This is a genomic window from Cryobacterium sp. PH31-O1, assembly GCF_030063455.1.
GTDB lineage: Bacteria > Actinomycetota > Actinomycetes > Actinomycetales > Microbacteriaceae > Cryobacterium.
In genome coordinates this window covers 249,932-265,626 of the sequence record NZ_JASITB010000003.1, presented here as the reverse complement: position 1 = coordinate 265,626, position 15,695 = coordinate 249,932, and the positions used below count along the sequence as shown (strand labels likewise).

Sequence of the window (15,695 nt, the reverse complement as noted above, 5' to 3'; positions counted from 1 at the left end):
TACGACCGCAGGACCGGATATCCCGTTGGGTGACCGGAGAGGAGCCGGAGAGGTGAATCGACCATACGACCGCAGGACCGGATATCCCGTTGGGTGACCGGAGAGGAGCCGGAGAGGTGAATCGACCATACGACCGCAGGACCGGATATCCCGTTGGGTGACCGGAGAGGAGCCGGAGGGAGCTTTTGAATCTTCCCCCAAAGAATAATTTTAGCGAGGCTCGATTCCCGCCGCAGGGTAACCAACGCAGGGGCCGCAAAAGCCCCGCAAAAGAATACCCAAGGAATGTTTCCAAACCCGACAGCTTCCCTCATCCGCCGCGTACATGACTATATGACGGGGTTCACAACCCGCCGCAGGGTAGCTAGTAGGGGCCGGCTGTGAAGGGCCGAAAAAGAATTTTGAACTTTCTTTTGGAATCTTGCCCCGCTCCGCACTCTGAATAGTGAAGGCAAAAACTACACAACTAATTCAGCCAAATACAGAACCAAATCCACGCACTCAACCAAGGCAAAGCAAGGAGGCAATCTCGCCCCAATCCAAAACGGCCGGAATCCGGCCTACCAGCGATAGGACCACTCGTCATGCAAAACCCACTCAACCCGAACACAATCCCCGCCACACCGGCCGCAGCGCCCACCACGAACGCCGTGTTCGCCGCGCTCGACCCGGCGCACCAAGAATACCTGCGGAGCCGCGCAGTCAGCCCAGCGGTCGCGGAGGGCCGCGGCTACCGCTCGACGACGCCGGCTAAAGAGGCCCGCGAGGACAACGAGGAGTCCGGCCTTGCCCGGCTCGGGTGGTCGAGCACTCAACGCGCCGCCTGGGGCATAGCGGATAAGGCGACCGACCGTTTGGTCCGCGCCCTTGTACTACCGCTCTACGGACCCAACGACGACGACGAGCTCAACTGCCAGATTCGCCTCGACGTTCCGCGTACCGAGGCCGAGGTAGTAGAGCCGCTCCTGGAGGACGCGACGCCCGCGCAAGTCAAGAAGCGCGCCGCCGAGCTCAAGAAGCCGCCGCGCAAAATCAAGTTCGAACTACCGGCGTACTTCGGTAAGAACGCCCCGCGGGACGAAGCTGGCCGAGCTCTGGCAGCGGAGCGTAGCAACCAGCTCCACGGCATCCCGGCCGACGTAAATCCTCTCGCCGCTGAGTGGTTGCTCGATACTGAAATCCCTCAAATCTGGACGGAAGGAATCCCGAAGGCGGATTCTATCCTCTCGGCTGCAATCCGCGAGGGCGTGCAGTTCGTCCCCGTCGCCTGGACCGGGGTTACGATGCCGTTCCGCGCCCCGAACAGCCACGGAAACCCAACCGACGACTACGCCCTGGTCGGGCAGACGGTCGACGAACTTAGCGTCGAAGACCACGAAGTTTACTTGGCATGGGACGCCGACTGGAGAACCAACCGCGCGGTACGCAACGCCTTGTTAACGACCGCTCAACTTATCGTCGAGCGTCAGACCAACTGCGACTGGGCGCGAGTCATGATTATCGACGTCCCCGCTACCGAGCGCGACCCTAAGCGCGGAATTGACGACTACCTGGCTGACGCGCTGGCTGCTGGGGAGAGCCAGCCACTGCTGGCCCTCATCGACGCCGCGCTAACCCTCGACGAGGTACTCGCCGAAACCCGCGAGTTCAGTAACGACGACGCGGGCCGTGGTGAACGCCTCGCCGCGGAATGTGTCAGCAAGGGTGACGCGCTGTTTAACGTCGAGGCGAAGTCATGGATGCGGTGGGACGGGTTCGTTTGGGTTCGCGACCAGAACGATGCCATGACCAGCCGTGCAAAGTCGCTCACGGAACGCGACAAGGGCGACTCCGAACGGTACAACCGCAGCCGCGGTAAAGTCCCGCTTAACTCTGCCGTCGATATGGCGCGCACCGAACCGGGCATGTCTGTGTCGGAGAATTCGTTCGACGCTGACCCGTGGCTTTTGAACGTCGCCAACGGCACCGTCGACCTGCGCACCGGTGAGCTGCTGGAACCCGACGCAGCGAACCGGCAGACGCTGACTACGTCGGTTGGATACGACCCGGAGGCTACCGCCCCGGCGTGGGACAAGTTTATTTCCGAAATCTTTCTCGGCGACGCGGAGACCGTAGCGTTCGCGCAGCGTGCTCTCGGAAAGGGCCTCGTCGGCAAGGTTCTCGAGGAAAAAATTGTCATCCTCAGCGGCGGCGGCGGAAATGGTAAGTCGGTTCTCGTCGAGGCGGTCACTAACGTTCTCGGCGGCTATGCGACCACTCTCGTGGTCGACGCGCTCATTGGCGGGATGGCAGACGAGCACCGCGCGACACTGAAATCTCGGCGCTTCGTCGTTGCTTCGGAGACCGGGGTTGGCGCAGTTCTCGATGAGGCGGCTATGAAAACGTTGACCTCTCGGGACGCTATCTCTGGCCGGCACCTATTCCAGAACCGAATCACGTTCCAGCCAACGCACTCTGTGTTTCTGGTCACGAACCACCGTCCGACTGTAAAGGCTCAGGACTGGGGAACGTGGCGCCGAATCGCCTTGCTGCCGTTTGACTTCCAGGTCCAGGAGGGCACCGCTGATAAGGACCTGCCGATGCGCCTTGCGGCGGAGGCCGCGGGCATCCTGCGCTGGCTCGTAGAGGGCGCGCTCGCATACGCAAAGGACGGAATTGGAACCTGCTCAGCTGTTGAAGCGGCCACGTCGGAGTACCGGAATTCCAGCGATGACCTCGGTCAGTTTCTCGAAGAGGTATGCCGCGTCGGTGAGGGATACAGCGGTGTTCGGTCCGATATCTACCGAACGTACAAGGCCTGGGTCAGCGACCGTGGGCAGCGTCCGTGGACACAGAAAGCATTCGTCGAAGCGCTGCAGGAACGGGGCGTTCTGTCCCGCCACACGCCAACTAAGAAGGGCGCCGGCGGCAACGTCTCATTCGTTGGGCTGATGCTCGACCCCTCGAGCGACGCCGTCACAAGCCTGGCCGCACGCGCCGACAGCATGGGGAATTACCCCCGCGGCTAGCACCAAATCGTCACCCCAAAACCCGCCGCAGGGTAATGGGTACGGGGCGGCTGACAGTATTTCGGCCGCCCCGCGTACATGACTTATGACGGGCCGCGAAGGGCCCGCAAAAAGAATTATCAAATTCTTTTTGAAATCTTGCCCCGCTTCGCACTCTACCTAGTGAGAGAGAAAAACTTCCCTCACCCACCGCCGGCTAGCCGGCACAAAAGCCCTAGGAGGGCCAAATGAACATCAGAATCAAGACCTACGAAGCGCACGTTTCCCTCGACCTCGGCCACGGAATCGTAGACCGTGTACTTGCCGCCACCGTGCGCGCCCGCACCCTCTCCGACTCCGACTACGAAATCTCCGCGCAGGAGCGCGAAGTCATCGTGTCGGGCGGCATCCTCGCCGTGACCGACGCGTTCGCGGAGGCTCTGCGCGACGAGTACGGCGAGGACGCGCTGGCTGACGTTCGGTTCGAGGACTTCGGTCGCGACCGTATCTTTCTTCGCGAGATTCCAGGCATTGACCTCGACGCCCACACGCTCGGCGAGGCGGTCGCCGTCATCCTCGAACGCGAGGGCTACGGGTACGTCGGGCGGTCGTCCGCCCTGCGCGCCATTCCCGCCGCAGGGTAACTAGTGACGCGGCGGTGACAGCTTTCTGACACCCCCGCGTACATGACAGTAAGACAAAAGTTTCACCCACCGCCGGTACGTCAACCAATAGGAGCCCAACCCATGAGCCACTTCACCACCCCCTGCACTGCCCCACACCGCCTAACCCCCGCGCAACCTGGCATCGAAACGCCCACCGCGCCTGCCGCGACGCACGGCGTTCTCTGCGCGAAATGCTTTGAAGGCATCGCGCGCAACCTGGCCCGCGCGCCGGGTATCGCGGAGCATGTCGCCGCGCAGATAGTGCCCGGCGTTCAGGCCGTGGATACGGCAGGCGCGACCGGAGGGAGCGGGAGCGCTAGCTCTAGTTCCCGACCGCCGATAAACCTAGGAGCTGTCGATTCGGTCGATACCTTGTGGGCCACGCTGGCGAACCTTGTCCTCGAGTTTGCGGCGCTATATAAGGAGCCGGCGCCTGCGGCACCGCACCATGCACGACGCGGATATGCCGGTACGTTCGCTGCGCTGCCCGCGGGCCTGGACCCGCGTTTCGTCGGGGTGGTCGTGGCGGCGCAGGCTGGCTGGCTGGTCGCCCGTCTCGACCGTATCGCCGCGCCGCGCGACGCGGAGGCCGCGGAGTTGCTCGGGTACTTGCTGCGCGAGGTTCGCGGCGCGGTCCAGGCCGCTGACTCTGCGTTCCCGCAGGCTGACCGTGCGACATTCTCCGAACTTCCCCACCCCGGCTGCGGCGGCCGCGTCGGCGTATTCCCACCTCTCGGGCCAGGTAAGCCCGCGGCGCGACAATGCGAGCGTTGCGCGGAGGTTATCGACGAGCTGGCGTGGGAGCGGGAGCTGGTCATGGCGGGGGCCGCGACGGGCACGCGACCAGGAAACCAGGCGGCGGGAATCATGCGGCACCTGTCTCGCAAACTCGCCGACGCTGCGGCCGCATAGTCATAGCGAACGTTCAGCTTTACACTCCCTGCCGGGACCCATACCTGGCGGGGCGTTTGTTTTAACCGTTCCGTGAGGGTGAGCCGTCGAGCGATGCGGCGGCGGCATGGGCGGTAATCGTGAGTTTCCGTGGGGCGCAAACGCCAAAATAATGACCGGTTGCAGGTTGGTCTAAAAATAAATCCCAGATAGTGACAGGTTTTTGCGCACCCCGCGTACATGACGGTATGGATAGCAATCAGAACACCGACCAGGCCGGGCGCGTCTCCCGGGAACAAGAAACAGAGTGGGCTACCGCCACCGCTGCGGGCCGCACCGCAGCCGGCCAGCTCGCCTCACTTCCGGAGGGTGAGCGCCGCTCGCTACCGGCCCGTACTCTCGCCCGTGAGGTGGCTGCAGGGCGCCGTGCTGAGGCCGCGTGGGTTGCGGCTTTTGGCGGAATGGCAGACAGGGCCGCCCGCCGTCACGTTGGCCGCGGCGTCGAACTCGAGGACCTAGCGCAGGAGGCGCGGCTGCGTATGGTGACCCTCACGCGCAGCTTCAAGCCGGCCCTCGGGAACCGGTTCTCGACCTACGCAACCGCGGCTCTCGACGGCGCCTTGCGCGACCTAATCCGCGCCACCGGCCGCTCCGTTCGTATCCCCCGCGACGTACTCGACGAGGTTCGGCAGCTTGCCGCTGCGACCGCCGAGCTCGAAGCGAAATTCGGCCGCGAACCGTCACGCCGGGAGCTAGCCGCCGCCCTTGGTATCGACCCGGCACGCGTCGCCCAAGTCGAAGCGTGGAGTCAGCCGGCAGCGCCGATTACGGAAGCGCTCGAGGAGACGTTGGCCGACCCGGAGGCCGCAGAAGTTGACGCCGCGGTCAGTGCCGAGGACGCACTGCGCGACCTTATCGCCCCGACTCGCGGACGGGCCCGCGAGGTGCTGGAACTTCGGCTCGGGCTGCGTGGCGGGTTCCCACTAACGCAGGCCGAAGTTGGCGCCGCCCTGGCGATAACGCAGCAGGCGGTCGCGGCGGCAGAGGAGCGCGGCTATGCGGCTATTCGTGCGTCACGGGCCGTCGAGTTCTAGGACTCACAGCCAGCTTACAGGTTCAGGCCCTGCGGCGGTCGATTCCCGCCGCAGGGTAAGGAATGAACGGGGCGAAGCGGGGAGATTCCAAAAGAATACTCAAGAAATGTTCTCAAAAGTGACAGCTTTCCGAATCGCCCCCGTACATGAAGTTATAGAGCAACACCTAAGCCGGCGGGATAGCCGGCACTAAGCCCTAGGAGGGCCAAATGTTCAACGACAACTCATCCATAATCTCCGACCGTTACGCCACCATGCGGCAGAAGTTCGGTACAGCTTTCGCGGTCGCTATGTTCCCGCTTATCGTCGGCTTCGTCGTATTCGGTGCAGCGTGAGCGCCGCGTTTGCTCTGACCGACCCGGTCGCAAAGGCGGCTAACCTCGCCGTTGCGGCCGGCCTGCCGGTGACGGTTACGGTCGACCTTCAAGGGGAAACAAACTGGCTCGCTGTCCTGGGCGAACCTGGGAACTTTCCACTCGGTCCGGATAGCCTGGTCTCCCCGGAGCTGGTCGCCGACGGCCGTTCTTTCGCGCTCGGGCGTCCCGAATTCGCCGGGGACCTGGTCGCCGCCGATACCGTTTCCGACGAGCACTGGTTCGACGAGTTACTGTCGTTCGTAATCGAAACGGTAACCGATTTGCTTGCCCGGGCGTGCCCCAATGGGCGCATCCAACTTGACGCCAGCGACCCCGCGTACCTCACCTGGTCGCTTACCGCCGAACCCCTCGACGACCTCGACGAACGGCGCGCCGAACGGAGAATCAGCCGCCAGGACTAGCTCGACCGAACGGCCAAACCGAAGCCCCGCGACTCACACCGCGGGGCTTCGTGGCGACCGCGCATATAGAGGGCATGGACACTCAACCCCACCGACACCCCGTCACCACTATGGGAGTAGTGCTCACACCTGCCGGCGAGCTTCCAGACAGCGAGCGGCACGGCATCGTCGTGCTGGAGTCATCCGGCGGAACGCAGATTCTGCTGCGCTGGGACGACGCCCAGCTAAACCACGTCATGCGCTTGCCAGCACCCGGGCGTGGTTCGATTCTGCACGACGGAAGGTGGCAGAGGGTATTTGGGTTCGAGCCACCAATTGGCATCGGCCGCGGCGCGCGAATCTACGTCCACCCGTTAGTCGACGACGGAATCGACCTCGGGACTATCCCGTATCGAACCACCGAAATTAGAGCCATCTGTCGCCTGGTCGGTGCGGAATGAGCACGCGGTTCGGCTTGATGGCGTCGTCGGCATCTAGCCTTATCGGCCCACTGGTGTTCGGCAGTTTCGCCAGCCGCGAGCTCGCGCAGGAGCACGCGTTCCAAATAAAATCTTGCCAGCCCGGCCTCGACATAGAAGTCATGCGCCGCGCTGATTCCGCGGCCACCTGGCACACAGACGACGAGCGCGGCCTCACCGCCGAGGACGCGCTCCGCGCCCGGTCCTATAGCCCCAGCGAACCGGCGCTTGCGGCGTCCTCGACGACCCGGGCCGACCGCACATAACCAAGTAGTGTCTGGACATTCGCATGGCGGGTCTGGCGCTGGATATCCTCGAGCGGAACCCCCGCTTTCGCGGCCGCGGTCACGTGACTAGCCCGCGTGCTATGGGCCGACAACCCAGCTAACTCGACCCCGGCCGCGGCCGCCCTCGCCTGCAAAATTGTGTTCACCGACTGCCCCGTAAGCCCGCCTTCCAGCACCGCCCCGGTACGCGAAACTCTGCAGAACACCGGGTCGCTCGACGCCCCGCCACGAACGCCCAGCCACTGGCGCATCGCACGCAAGGGGTCAGTCGCCTGGTGCACGCCGGCGGGAACTCCCACGACGGCGCCCGCACCGGCCTGGTCAGATTTGCTGCGGCGAATTGCCACCCGGATTCCGGCGGGGGAGAGCTGCAGGTCGCCGCGCATCAATGCCGCCGCTTCCGACCGGCGGCATGCCGACGAGAACAAAAATAGGAGCAGCGCAGCGTCGCGCTTTCCGGCTGTCGACGACCGGTCAATCTTCGCAAGAATCCGTCGAAGCTCTCCGACGTCGAACGCTCGCGCCTGACGACTTGGCGCAGTTCCGAGCCGGCGTCGGAGGCCCGCCATCGTTTGGGTTACCCCGCGGTGCGCGGTCGGGTTGGCATGTCCAGCCGAGAGATGCGCGTCGCGGATTCCAGCGACAGCGACGGTCAGCGTCGAAAGCGAAACGTTCGAATCGGCACGCTCGACGAGGTATGCGGCGACGACCGCCGGGTTAGTTGGAAGTGCCGGCTGCCCATTGGAAACACACCAGATTCCGAACGCGCGAACCGCGCCAGAATAGGCGCGCCGCGTGGCCGGCGCCTTCGAATCGGCGACGGCCGCGGCGATGCCTGCGATTTGCGAATCTGTGAGCGGTGCTGTAGGCGCGACGGGCTCTAGTTGGGATTCCATACCCCTATCTATGCGCGGTCAACTACCGATAACGTGGCGACCGCGTCAACTCCCGCTAAGCGACATTAGCGGGACCTGAGGTGGGCTCCGATTATGCGCAGCGACCGCCGTTCGACAGAATCAAATCATGGTGGGATACGAAGACAACTCTGAGGTTCATGATGATGCGACGACCGACGGGCAGATTCCAGACTTGCCGTCGGTCGTAGGCACTCCATCGGTGGACTTGCCGAGCGGTTACAAGTACGGCGTCACCAGGTATGCCGACTTGATTCTTCGTGAAGCATTCCCGCAGCGCTTTGCCGACCTAATAGCAACTCTTGAAGAATTCCAAATTGAAATCGAGGAGTTGCTTGCCGGCGGAGGTAGCCGTGCGCAGCACACCGCTCGGTTCGATGCGACACTCGAAAAGCACGGTTGGGGCAAACGGAACATCTCTATCGCGCGCCTGATTGACGACAAGCCGCTCCATGTAACCAGAGGGCATGAGATTGACATGTTCGCCGTAGCTAGTCAAGACGACCCCTACCCGGGAATCGGTGTGGAAGTCGAGTGGAATAATAAGGACCCCTTTTTCGACCGGGACCTGCTCAACTACCAGGCACTGCACCGCGAAGGTGCCCTTGCTGTCGGCGTCATCGTCACCCGCGGCCCTGAACTCCAGCGAATAATCGGACCAACAATTCGTACGTCCACGACTGCAACTAGCAAGAAGTACGGTTCGTCGACCACTCACTGGAACAAGCTAATCCCCCGCGTCAACTTAGGCGGCGGAGGCGAGTGCCCGTTGTTGCTTATCGGCATCGAACCCGCCCGGGTGAACGATTTTGAGTCAGTGCAAATGGCGTTCGATGCCGGGGTTATGGTTCCCTAGACAGCTAAGGCTGGCTCGGGTTTGTGGGCTCCACCGCGCGGACGGATGTCGGCGCCAGCGCGCCCCAGGAGTCCTCGCACTCGTTGGATAGAGAGGCCGCGTTCTTCGGAGATATCTCGAATCGAATAGCCGAGGCGTTCGTAAAGGTCGTTCAGTTCGGCTGCCAGTGCGTCAGCTTCGGCGTTGGGGATGCGTTCGTGCGGCGCAAGATGAGGCGCGTCGATTGGCCCACCGGAGTAACCGCGGGCCACGGTACCGCGGGGTTGGACAGCATCGTCTGATTCGTCACCCCAGGCGGTCCAGCCGGGCTGCGCGTGGCGGGCAAACATCTCGAGATGCGGGCCGGGGGAGCACGCCTCGATTAGCGGGTATTGCTCGTCGGGCTTGCGCGAGTGCTCGCGCTTTCTTGTTTCGAGCATATTTACTTGTGAGCGCGCGGGCGGCAGCGTACGCATCGAACCGCGAACACCAAAAAGTAGAATCTCAGTCACGTTTCGGAAATAGAAGCCAACCCCGCGTCCGTCGGGTCCGCCGTCTTTCCGGCGTTTGGCCCAGACGACATTGGAAACATATCGGAAGCCCCAAGCGCGCATCACATCGATACCCTCCGGCAGTAATGCGTTCGGCACCCAGAGGTAGAGGTGGGCGTTCTTGGCGGCGTGCTTGGCAACGGGTAGCGCCATGATTTGGTCAAGGTCCATCGTTGAGTAGCGGTCTAGGCGGCGGTGCTCTGGGGCGACTTTACCGGTCCGGTTAGCGAACCTCCACGGCGGGTCAGCAAGGATGGTCGCGAACCCCCCATCCACGACGGGGAGCGGCGCGGGCGCTGCGTCCCCGCGGAGCGGTGCTGGCTTAGTCTTTGTCGCTGTCATCTTGCCCTCAAAGTAGATCTTGATTATTCGCCGGATTAGATCTTGTCACAACCCACCGACATTCGACGAACTTGGCGGCGCGTCGCGGGTCAAAACAATTCTTCGTCGTTATTCGAAGCCCGGCTGGTTGTCGGCCGCGGCGACGGTACGTCGAGTTCGAGCGCTGCGCAGATTTGTGCATAGCTCCCGAGAGCCAATCCCCAGGGCCCGGGGTCGACGAGTTCGGCGTCTAAGCCCAGGTTGACTAGGAACTTACTCGATAGGTTACGGCCCGCCTCATCCTTGACTCCGGAGTCCACGAATACGACCCGACTTACAATGCGGTTATCCCGTTCCGCGATGTAGCCGCGGAGGGCGAGCAGCCGGCGCCGAAAGTTCCAGAATTCTCCGACCCGTGCGTTGCGGGGTCGAACGACTTCCAAGTGGGCAGTCACGAGCGGACCGACGTCGATATTGTCTAGGCGCAAGTCAACCGGGCCGGCTTGGTCTGTCACGATAACGACGCGAATCCCGGCGGACGCTGCGCGCGCGACGAGCTCAATAAGGTTCTCCCGGCATGCTGCCTGCGATGGTGCGGCGAAGGCATCGTCGTCTAGTTGTGCGAAGAGGGCGCGTTCTCGTGCGGCGTCACCTGACGCGTCGGGGGCCAGGGCCGCAGGGCCGATAACGAGGAGTCGCATGTACCCATATATGCGCGGTGGCGCGAAGCCACCAAGTCAACTGCATGGTCAACTACATGGTCGCGGATGACTCCAGAAAAGCCCGGAAACATGCGGGTGTTTTGCGGCCGTCCGCCATGCAATGTGTTGACCTCTAGCGGGCGTGCATCCCTGATAAACACTGACATGCGCGGGGCAAGGGTTCCACTAAATCCCAATGAGAAGGTCAGGAGTTCGAATCTCCTTAGCTCCACCACCTGCACGAAGAAAGGCCACCGGAGACGGTGGCCTTTTCGTTACCCAGATCGCTGAATGTTGGTTTAGCCCAAGCGGGCGCGGGTGGTCTGCGTGAGCCACGGGTGCAGCTCTGCTGCGGGAACGGCCCGGGAATACAGGTGCCCCTGAGCCGAATCTGCGCCAATCTGCACCAGTAGACTCTGCTCCTCGAGATATTCCACTCCCTCGGCGATGGTGGTGATGCCGAGCTTCGTACTCATCTGCACGACGGCTTCTACCACGCTGCGATCGACCACGTTGGTGTGCATCCCGCTCACGAAACACGCGTCGAGCTTCACCACCGTAATCGGCAGCAACCGCAGAGCTGACAGCGAGGCGTAGCCGGTCCCGAAGTCGTCCAGTGCGAGCTGGATACCGTGGGTCGCCAAGGTCTTCAGCCGTTCGAGCGCCGCCACCGACTGCAGCGCCACGGTCTCGGTCAGCTCGAGTACCAGCCGGTTGGCGGGGAGCCCGCTCTCGGCCACGTAGCGCAGGACCGAGTCAACGTAGTTGACGCTCTCCAGCTCGCGCGCCGAGACATTCACCTGAACGGTCATCGGCACGCCCGGCGACGACTCGGGCCAGGTGGCGGCCTCAGCGCAGGCGGTCTGCAGCACGAAAGCACCGACCCCGATGATGGAACCGGTGGTTTCGGCCAGCGGCACGAATTCGTCGGGCAACAATAGACCGCGCTCGGGGTGGTTCCAGCGCACCAGAGCCTCAGCCCCGGTGCAGACCAGGTCGGTCAGAGACATGATCGGTTGGTAGTGCACCTCGAGTTCACCCGCTGCGGCGGCACGATTCAGTCGGCGTTCGAAGGACATCAGCATCGATTGGCTCTGCAGCAGGCCGGGCTGGAATACTTGAACCTGCCCCTTTCCATTCGCTTTTGCGGCGTACATGGCCACGTCTGCGTGGTGCACGAGTTCGTCGAGGTCGAGGCCCGTGGTGGCCGCGGCCACGCCTACGCTGGCGCCGACCTGCACGGAACGCCCCGTAACGATGACCGGCTCGGACACAGCGCGCACCATACGTTGCGCAATAGCGGTGGCGCCGTCGTCGGTGGTGCTCCGCAGCACGACGGCGAATTCGTCGCCGCCGAGCCGTGCGCAGACGTCGAGCGGGCGGATGCAGCGCCGCAATCGCGCAGCCACCTCGATGAGCACGGTGTCACCTTCCCGGTGTCCCAGCTGGTCGTTGACGTCTTTGAAGTCGTCCAGATCGAGAAACAATACGTGCAGCGAAGCGGGTGTAGCGCTCTGGTCGAGGAGCGCGGCGAGTTTGGTGGTGAATGACAACCGATTATCGAGGCCGGTCAGCGGATCGTGTGTCGCTTGCGCCTCCAGTTGGTGGTGCGCGTCGCTGTTGCGTAGGGCCAGGTTTACCTGGTTGACCAGGCTGCGGGTCGACAGGATTGTGCCCGCCGGGATGCGGTTGGGTGCACCGACCAGAAGCCAGGCCTGCTCGGACTGCTCGGTGAGGGAAATGCACTCCCAGACCAGGGGGAGGCCGACCGCAGCGTTAAGCGGTGCGAAGTCGGTGATGCGGGCATCCGTTCTGTCCGTGCCGGTGAGTTGCAGTACGGAGAACGGAAACGCCTCGGGAAGATCGGCGAAGTCCCCGGTGCGCGCGCCGATGCGCAGCAGGTCGCCGTCGCGCACGATTTTGAGTACTCGAAGCCCGGGCGTCGTTGATGTCAGCTGGTTGGCAACGTTCCAGGCCAGCGCGCGGATGCGGTGGGGATCGGTTAGACCGAGCAGCATCGAGCCGGCGCGGGTGAGTTCCTGGTCACGTTCTATGGCCCAGTCGTAGGCCTGCAGGGACGTGCGCAATTGGCCAGCCGCCACGATGGTGAGCACCACGATCGAGATGACGCCAGCTTGCCGCAGGAGGTCAGGTGCGGTCGTGTGTTCGGGGACAAGCGGCCAGAGTACCGTGACGCCCACGAGCGCTGTGGCGTACAGCACGCTGCGAACCACCGATCGCCATGGTGTGCCGTAGAGAGTGCGAAGCCACGCGCTCGCCAGCAAGAGTGGTGTCATCGCTGCTGTAGAGGGGCCGGCCATGGCGAACGCGGTGAGGGCGATGGCATCGAGCACCTCCAGCGCGAACGGAACGCGTTGCCGCAGAAAGCTGTAGATCCACGAACCCCACAGGACGAGGGTCGCAACCGCCGCCAGGAGCAAGGGGACCGCGTTGACTCCCACCAGCGAGAGCGAGCCCGGCACGCTGAAGAGCAGGGTCAGCAGGGCAAGCCAGAGAAAGAGCCAGCGGGTGCCCTGCAGAACGCCGACCGGGCGTCGGAGCAGAGTGGGCGCGGCCGTACCCACTGCGATGTTCTTCGATTTGACCATGCCGTTCCTTACAGTCTGTGATGTCAGACGAGGAGCTGAGAACGGCCCGACAGTTCTCTCGAAGGTACCAGTGCTCCGTTGCCAAATTCGCTAGATCGTGTCGGAGGCTCGTCGTGCTTGCTGCAGGGCTTGGGTGATGCGACTGGCCTCGTCGAGCAGCAGCTGGCCGAGCACCTTCTGGCGCTCGGGCTTGAACCGCGGCTCGATACCGGTGAGCGAAAGCGCCCAAGCCGGGCGGCCGGCCCGATCGAAGATCGCGGCCCCCATGCCCCAGCTGCCCTCCAGAATGAGCCCGGGATTGACGGCGTAACCGGTGATGCGGGTGCTCTCCAGGTTGGAGCGGATGCTCGCGGGTGAGTGCGCAGCGCCCCAGCGAGCCGCGAACGCTGCGGTGTCGCCGAGGAGGGCATCCACTTCGTCGTCGGGCAGGTAGGCCATGATCGCGATTCCAGCGGATGCGACCCCCAGCGGAAAGCGCACCCCTTCGTGCAGAACGAAGGAGCGGATGGGGAAGCTGCCCTCCTCCCGCAGCAGGCACACGGTTTCGGCGCCGCGCCGGATGGAGAGGAACGCGCTCTCGCCGGTCTTCTCGGCAAGGCGTACGAGGCTCGGCCGGGCGAGTTCTTCGATGGGGTAGCGGGCGGCGGCGACGGTTCCCATGACGAAGACCTCGGGGCCGTAATGCCAGGTGCGGCTCACGGCATCGTGATTGAGCAGGCCCTCGGCGGCGAGCGAGGTGAGCAGCCGGTGCACGGTGGGCCGGGTCAGTCCGGAGTCTCGCACGATTTCGGCCAGCGGCGTGCCGGCCGGGTTGCGGCCCACCAGCCGCAGTAGCAGAGCGATGCGAGCGACGACCTGGGCGCCCTGCACGGGCTGCGGCACCGGCACCGGCTGGGTGCTGCGTGGCTTCCGACTCTCCGCGACGGCTGAATGATCGATCATTTCGCCCTTTCTGTCCATAATGTGGATAATTTGGAGCCTACTGTTCACGGGGTGGAATCTCAAGAAAGAAGCAATTGACAGGCATTAGCGAGCCTGAATACCATGACGTAACGAGCCGATGTCCACAAGGTGGACAGATGTGGTGGCCCACACTCAACGAGGAGACAGCATGTCTAAGGTTCAGGCCAGCGCGAGCGAGGCCCTGCACGATGTTCTGCGCGACGGGATGGTGCTCGCGGTCGGTGGGTTCGGGCTCAGCGGAATTCCGGCTGATCTCATCGACGCGGTGCGGGAATCCGGTGTGAAAGATCTCACCGTCGTGTCGAACAACATGGGCGTCGACGGCAAGGGCCTGGGTGTGCTGCTCGAAGCCGGTCAGGTGCGCAAGGTCATCGCCTCGTACGTCGGCGAGAACAAGCTGTTCGCCGAGCAGTTTCTGGCCGGCGTGCTCGAGGTTGAGTTCAGCCCCCAGGGCACTCTCGCCGAGCGGCTGCGGGCCGGCGGCGCTGGCATTCCCGCGTTCTATACCAAGACCGGCGTCGGCACGCTGATCGCGGAGGGCAAGCCGCTCGCCGACTTCGACGGCGAAACGTACCTGCAGGAGCGCGGAATTGTCGCCGATGTCGCGCTGGTGAAAGCCTGGCGGGCCGACGCCCTCGGCAATCTCGAGTATCGCTTCACCGCCCGCAACTTCAACCCGGTCGTGGCGACCGCCGGTCTCGTGACGATCGCCGAGGCCGAGGTGATCGTGAAGCCAGGCGATATTGATCCGAACCACGTGATCACCCCGGGGGTCTACGTGCAGCGCTTGGTCCAGGCCGCGGCCCGGGTGAAAGACATCGAACAGCGCACCGTGCGCAGCCGGCCCGTGCTGGCCACCGCTTAGGCAAGGGGAGAACTACCATGGCTTGGACCAGAGACGAAATGGCCGCGATTGCGGCAGAGGAACTGCGCGACGGCGACTACGTGAACCTCGGTATTGGCATTCCAACGCTCGTCGCCAATAATCTGCCTGACGGCGTTCGAGTGACGCTGCAGAGCGAGAATGGGCTGCTCGGCATGGGGCCGTTCCCGTGGGAGGGCGAGGAGGACGCCGACCTTATCAACGCCGGCAAACAGACCGTCACCGTGCTTCCGGGGGCATCGATCTTCGACTCGGCGACCTCGTTCGGCATGATTCGGGGCGGTCACGTGAAGGTCGCGATCCTCGGCGCGATGCAGGTTTCCGGCCGGGGCGACCTCGCCAACTGGACCATTCCCGGCAAAATGGTCAAGGGCATGGGCGGCGCGATGGACCTCGTCGCCGGCACCCCGCGCGTGATCGTGCTCACCGAGCATGTCGCTCGCGATGGCTCGGCCAAGATCGTGACCGAGTGCACGCTGCCGCTGACCGGTCTGAAGTGTGTGGACCGCATCATCAGCGACACGGCCGTCTTCGACGTGACGCCGACCGGCCTCGTGCTGCGGCAGCGCGCCCCCGGTATAAGCCTGCAAGACATTGAGGACACCACCGAGGCCGCGTTCACGGTCGAGGAGCTCGCTCCGAGCTAATGGCGGGAGGAGCTCGCTCCGAGCTAATAGCTCAAGCGGATGCCGGAGCGCGGCCGGTCGGGCGCTGGGGGCGGCGTCCGCGTGGGGAGTGTACGGGCCTGTCGGTGGCAG

15 protein-coding genes are annotated in these 15,695 nt (G+C 63.8%); 10 read left to right on the top strand and 5 right to left on the bottom strand.

Annotated features, from left to right (window positions below):
- Window positions 1-584: 584 nt before the first annotated feature.
- The 7 genes from QMK31_RS08470 (at window position 585) to QMK31_RS08440 (ending at window position 6,855) form a co-directional block, all read left to right on the top strand.
- Window positions 585-3,008, top strand: coding sequence for a phage/plasmid primase, P4 family (locus tag QMK31_RS08470; protein WP_283500509.1), 2,424 nt, complete (start codon window positions 585-587; stop codon window positions 3,006-3,008).
- A 227-nt stretch (window positions 3,009-3,235) separates the two neighbouring features.
- Window positions 3,236-3,631 (top strand): hypothetical protein, encoded by a 396-nt coding sequence (locus QMK31_RS08465; RefSeq protein ID WP_283500508.1) that lies wholly within the window; start codon window positions 3,236-3,238, stop codon window positions 3,629-3,631.
- Window positions 3,632-3,733: 102 nt separating this feature from the next.
- Window positions 3,734-4,564 carry a hypothetical protein gene (locus QMK31_RS08460; protein ID WP_283500507.1) on the top strand — a complete coding sequence of 277 codons (831 nt, stop codon included), beginning with the start codon at window positions 3,734-3,736 and terminating at the stop codon, window positions 4,562-4,564.
- Window positions 4,565-4,791: 227 nt separating this feature from the next.
- Complete coding sequence (locus QMK31_RS08455) at window positions 4,792-5,637, top strand: sigma-70 family RNA polymerase sigma factor (RefSeq protein ID WP_283500506.1); 846 nt, start codon at window positions 4,792-4,794, stop codon at window positions 5,635-5,637.
- A gap of 209 nt (window positions 5,638-5,846) precedes the next feature.
- On the top strand, window positions 5,847-5,972 hold the full coding sequence (locus QMK31_RS08450) for a hypothetical protein (protein ID WP_283500505.1): 126 nt from the start codon (window positions 5,847-5,849) through the stop codon (window positions 5,970-5,972).
- Window positions 5,969-6,415, top strand: coding sequence for a hypothetical protein (locus QMK31_RS08445; RefSeq protein ID WP_283500504.1), 447 nt, complete (start codon window positions 5,969-5,971; stop codon window positions 6,413-6,415). Before QMK31_RS08450 ends, QMK31_RS08445 begins: the two co-directional genes overlap by 4 nt.
- Window positions 6,416-6,534: 119 nt before the next feature.
- On the top strand, window positions 6,535-6,855 hold the full coding sequence (locus QMK31_RS08440) for a hypothetical protein (protein WP_283500503.1): 321 nt from the start codon (window positions 6,535-6,537) through the stop codon (window positions 6,853-6,855).
- Between the two features lie 223 nt (window positions 6,856-7,078).
- Here the strand turns inward: QMK31_RS08440 and QMK31_RS08435 are convergent, their stop codons facing one another.
- Window positions 7,079-8,056: a site-specific integrase gene (locus QMK31_RS08435; protein ID WP_283500502.1), complete on the bottom strand. Its 978-nt coding sequence runs from the start codon at window positions 8,054-8,056 to the stop codon at window positions 7,079-7,081.
- Between the two features lie 127 nt (window positions 8,057-8,183).
- On the opposite strand from QMK31_RS08435, the gene QMK31_RS08430 reads away from it, so the two are divergent.
- Window positions 8,184-8,930: a BglII/BstYI family type II restriction endonuclease gene (locus QMK31_RS08430; protein WP_283500501.1), complete on the top strand. Its 747-nt coding sequence runs from the start codon at window positions 8,184-8,186 to the stop codon at window positions 8,928-8,930.
- On the opposite strand, the gene QMK31_RS08425 is transcribed toward QMK31_RS08430, so the two are convergent.
- The 4 genes from QMK31_RS08425 to QMK31_RS08410 form a co-directional block, all read right to left on the bottom strand.
- Entirely contained in the window at window positions 8,927-9,802 is an 876-nt protein-coding gene (locus QMK31_RS08425; protein WP_283500500.1) for an MT-A70 family methyltransferase, read from the bottom strand. The genes QMK31_RS08430 and QMK31_RS08425 overlap by 4 nt on opposite strands.
- A gap of 89 nt (window positions 9,803-9,891) precedes the next feature.
- A complete protein-coding gene (locus QMK31_RS08420) occupies window positions 9,892-10,482 on the bottom strand; it encodes a hypothetical protein (RefSeq protein WP_283500499.1) in 591 nt (196 codons plus the stop codon).
- 299 nt (window positions 10,483-10,781) lie between these two features.
- Window positions 10,782-13,091 (bottom strand): putative bifunctional diguanylate cyclase/phosphodiesterase, encoded by a 2,310-nt coding sequence (locus QMK31_RS08415; RefSeq protein WP_283500498.1) that lies wholly within the window; start codon window positions 13,089-13,091, stop codon window positions 10,782-10,784.
- Window positions 13,092-13,181: 90 nt separating this feature from the next.
- Window positions 13,182-14,033 carry an IclR family transcriptional regulator gene (locus QMK31_RS08410; RefSeq protein WP_283500497.1) on the bottom strand — a complete coding sequence of 284 codons (852 nt, stop codon included), beginning with the start codon at window positions 14,031-14,033 and terminating at the stop codon, window positions 13,182-13,184.
- A gap of 169 nt (window positions 14,034-14,202) precedes the next feature.
- On the opposite strand from QMK31_RS08410, the gene QMK31_RS08405 reads away from it, so the two are divergent.
- Entirely contained in the window at window positions 14,203-14,919 is a 717-nt protein-coding gene (locus QMK31_RS08405) for a CoA transferase subunit A (RefSeq protein WP_283500496.1), read from the top strand.
- Window positions 14,920-14,936: 17 nt separating this feature from the next.
- Window positions 14,937-15,584, top strand: coding sequence for a CoA transferase subunit B (locus QMK31_RS08400; protein ID WP_283500495.1), 648 nt, complete (start codon window positions 14,937-14,939; stop codon window positions 15,582-15,584).
- Window positions 15,585-15,695 lie beyond the last annotated feature (111 nt).

Coding starts and splice junctions, on each gene's coding strand:
- QMK31_RS08470 (WP_283500509.1), top strand. CDS start 585: ATGCAAAACCCACTCAACCCGAACACAATCCCCGCCACACCGGCCGCA.
- QMK31_RS08465 (WP_283500508.1), top strand. CDS start 3,236: ATGAACATCAGAATCAAGACCTACGAAGCGCACGTTTCCCTCGACCTC.
- QMK31_RS08460 (WP_283500507.1), top strand. CDS start 3,734: ATGAGCCACTTCACCACCCCCTGCACTGCCCCACACCGCCTAACCCCC.
- QMK31_RS08455 (WP_283500506.1), top strand. CDS start 4,792: ATGGATAGCAATCAGAACACCGACCAGGCCGGGCGCGTCTCCCGGGAA.
- QMK31_RS08450 (WP_283500505.1), top strand. CDS start 5,847: ATGTTCAACGACAACTCATCCATAATCTCCGACCGTTACGCCACCATG.
- QMK31_RS08435 (WP_283500502.1), bottom strand. CDS start 8,056: ATGGAATCCCAACTAGAGCCCGTCGCGCCTACAGCACCGCTCACAGAT.
- QMK31_RS08430 (WP_283500501.1), top strand. CDS start 8,184: ATGGTGGGATACGAAGACAACTCTGAGGTTCATGATGATGCGACGACC.
- QMK31_RS08425 (WP_283500500.1), bottom strand. CDS start 9,802: ATGACAGCGACAAAGACTAAGCCAGCACCGCTCCGCGGGGACGCAGCG.
- QMK31_RS08420 (WP_283500499.1), bottom strand. CDS start 10,482: ATGCGACTCCTCGTTATCGGCCCTGCGGCCCTGGCCCCCGACGCGTCA.
- QMK31_RS08415 (WP_283500498.1), bottom strand. CDS start 13,091: ATGGTCAAATCGAAGAACATCGCAGTGGGTACGGCCGCGCCCACTCTG.
- QMK31_RS08410 (WP_283500497.1), bottom strand. CDS start 14,033: ATGATCGATCATTCAGCCGTCGCGGAGAGTCGGAAGCCACGCAGCACC.
- QMK31_RS08405 (WP_283500496.1), top strand. CDS start 14,203: ATGTCTAAGGTTCAGGCCAGCGCGAGCGAGGCCCTGCACGATGTTCTG.
- QMK31_RS08400 (WP_283500495.1), top strand. CDS start 14,937: ATGGCTTGGACCAGAGACGAAATGGCCGCGATTGCGGCAGAGGAACTG.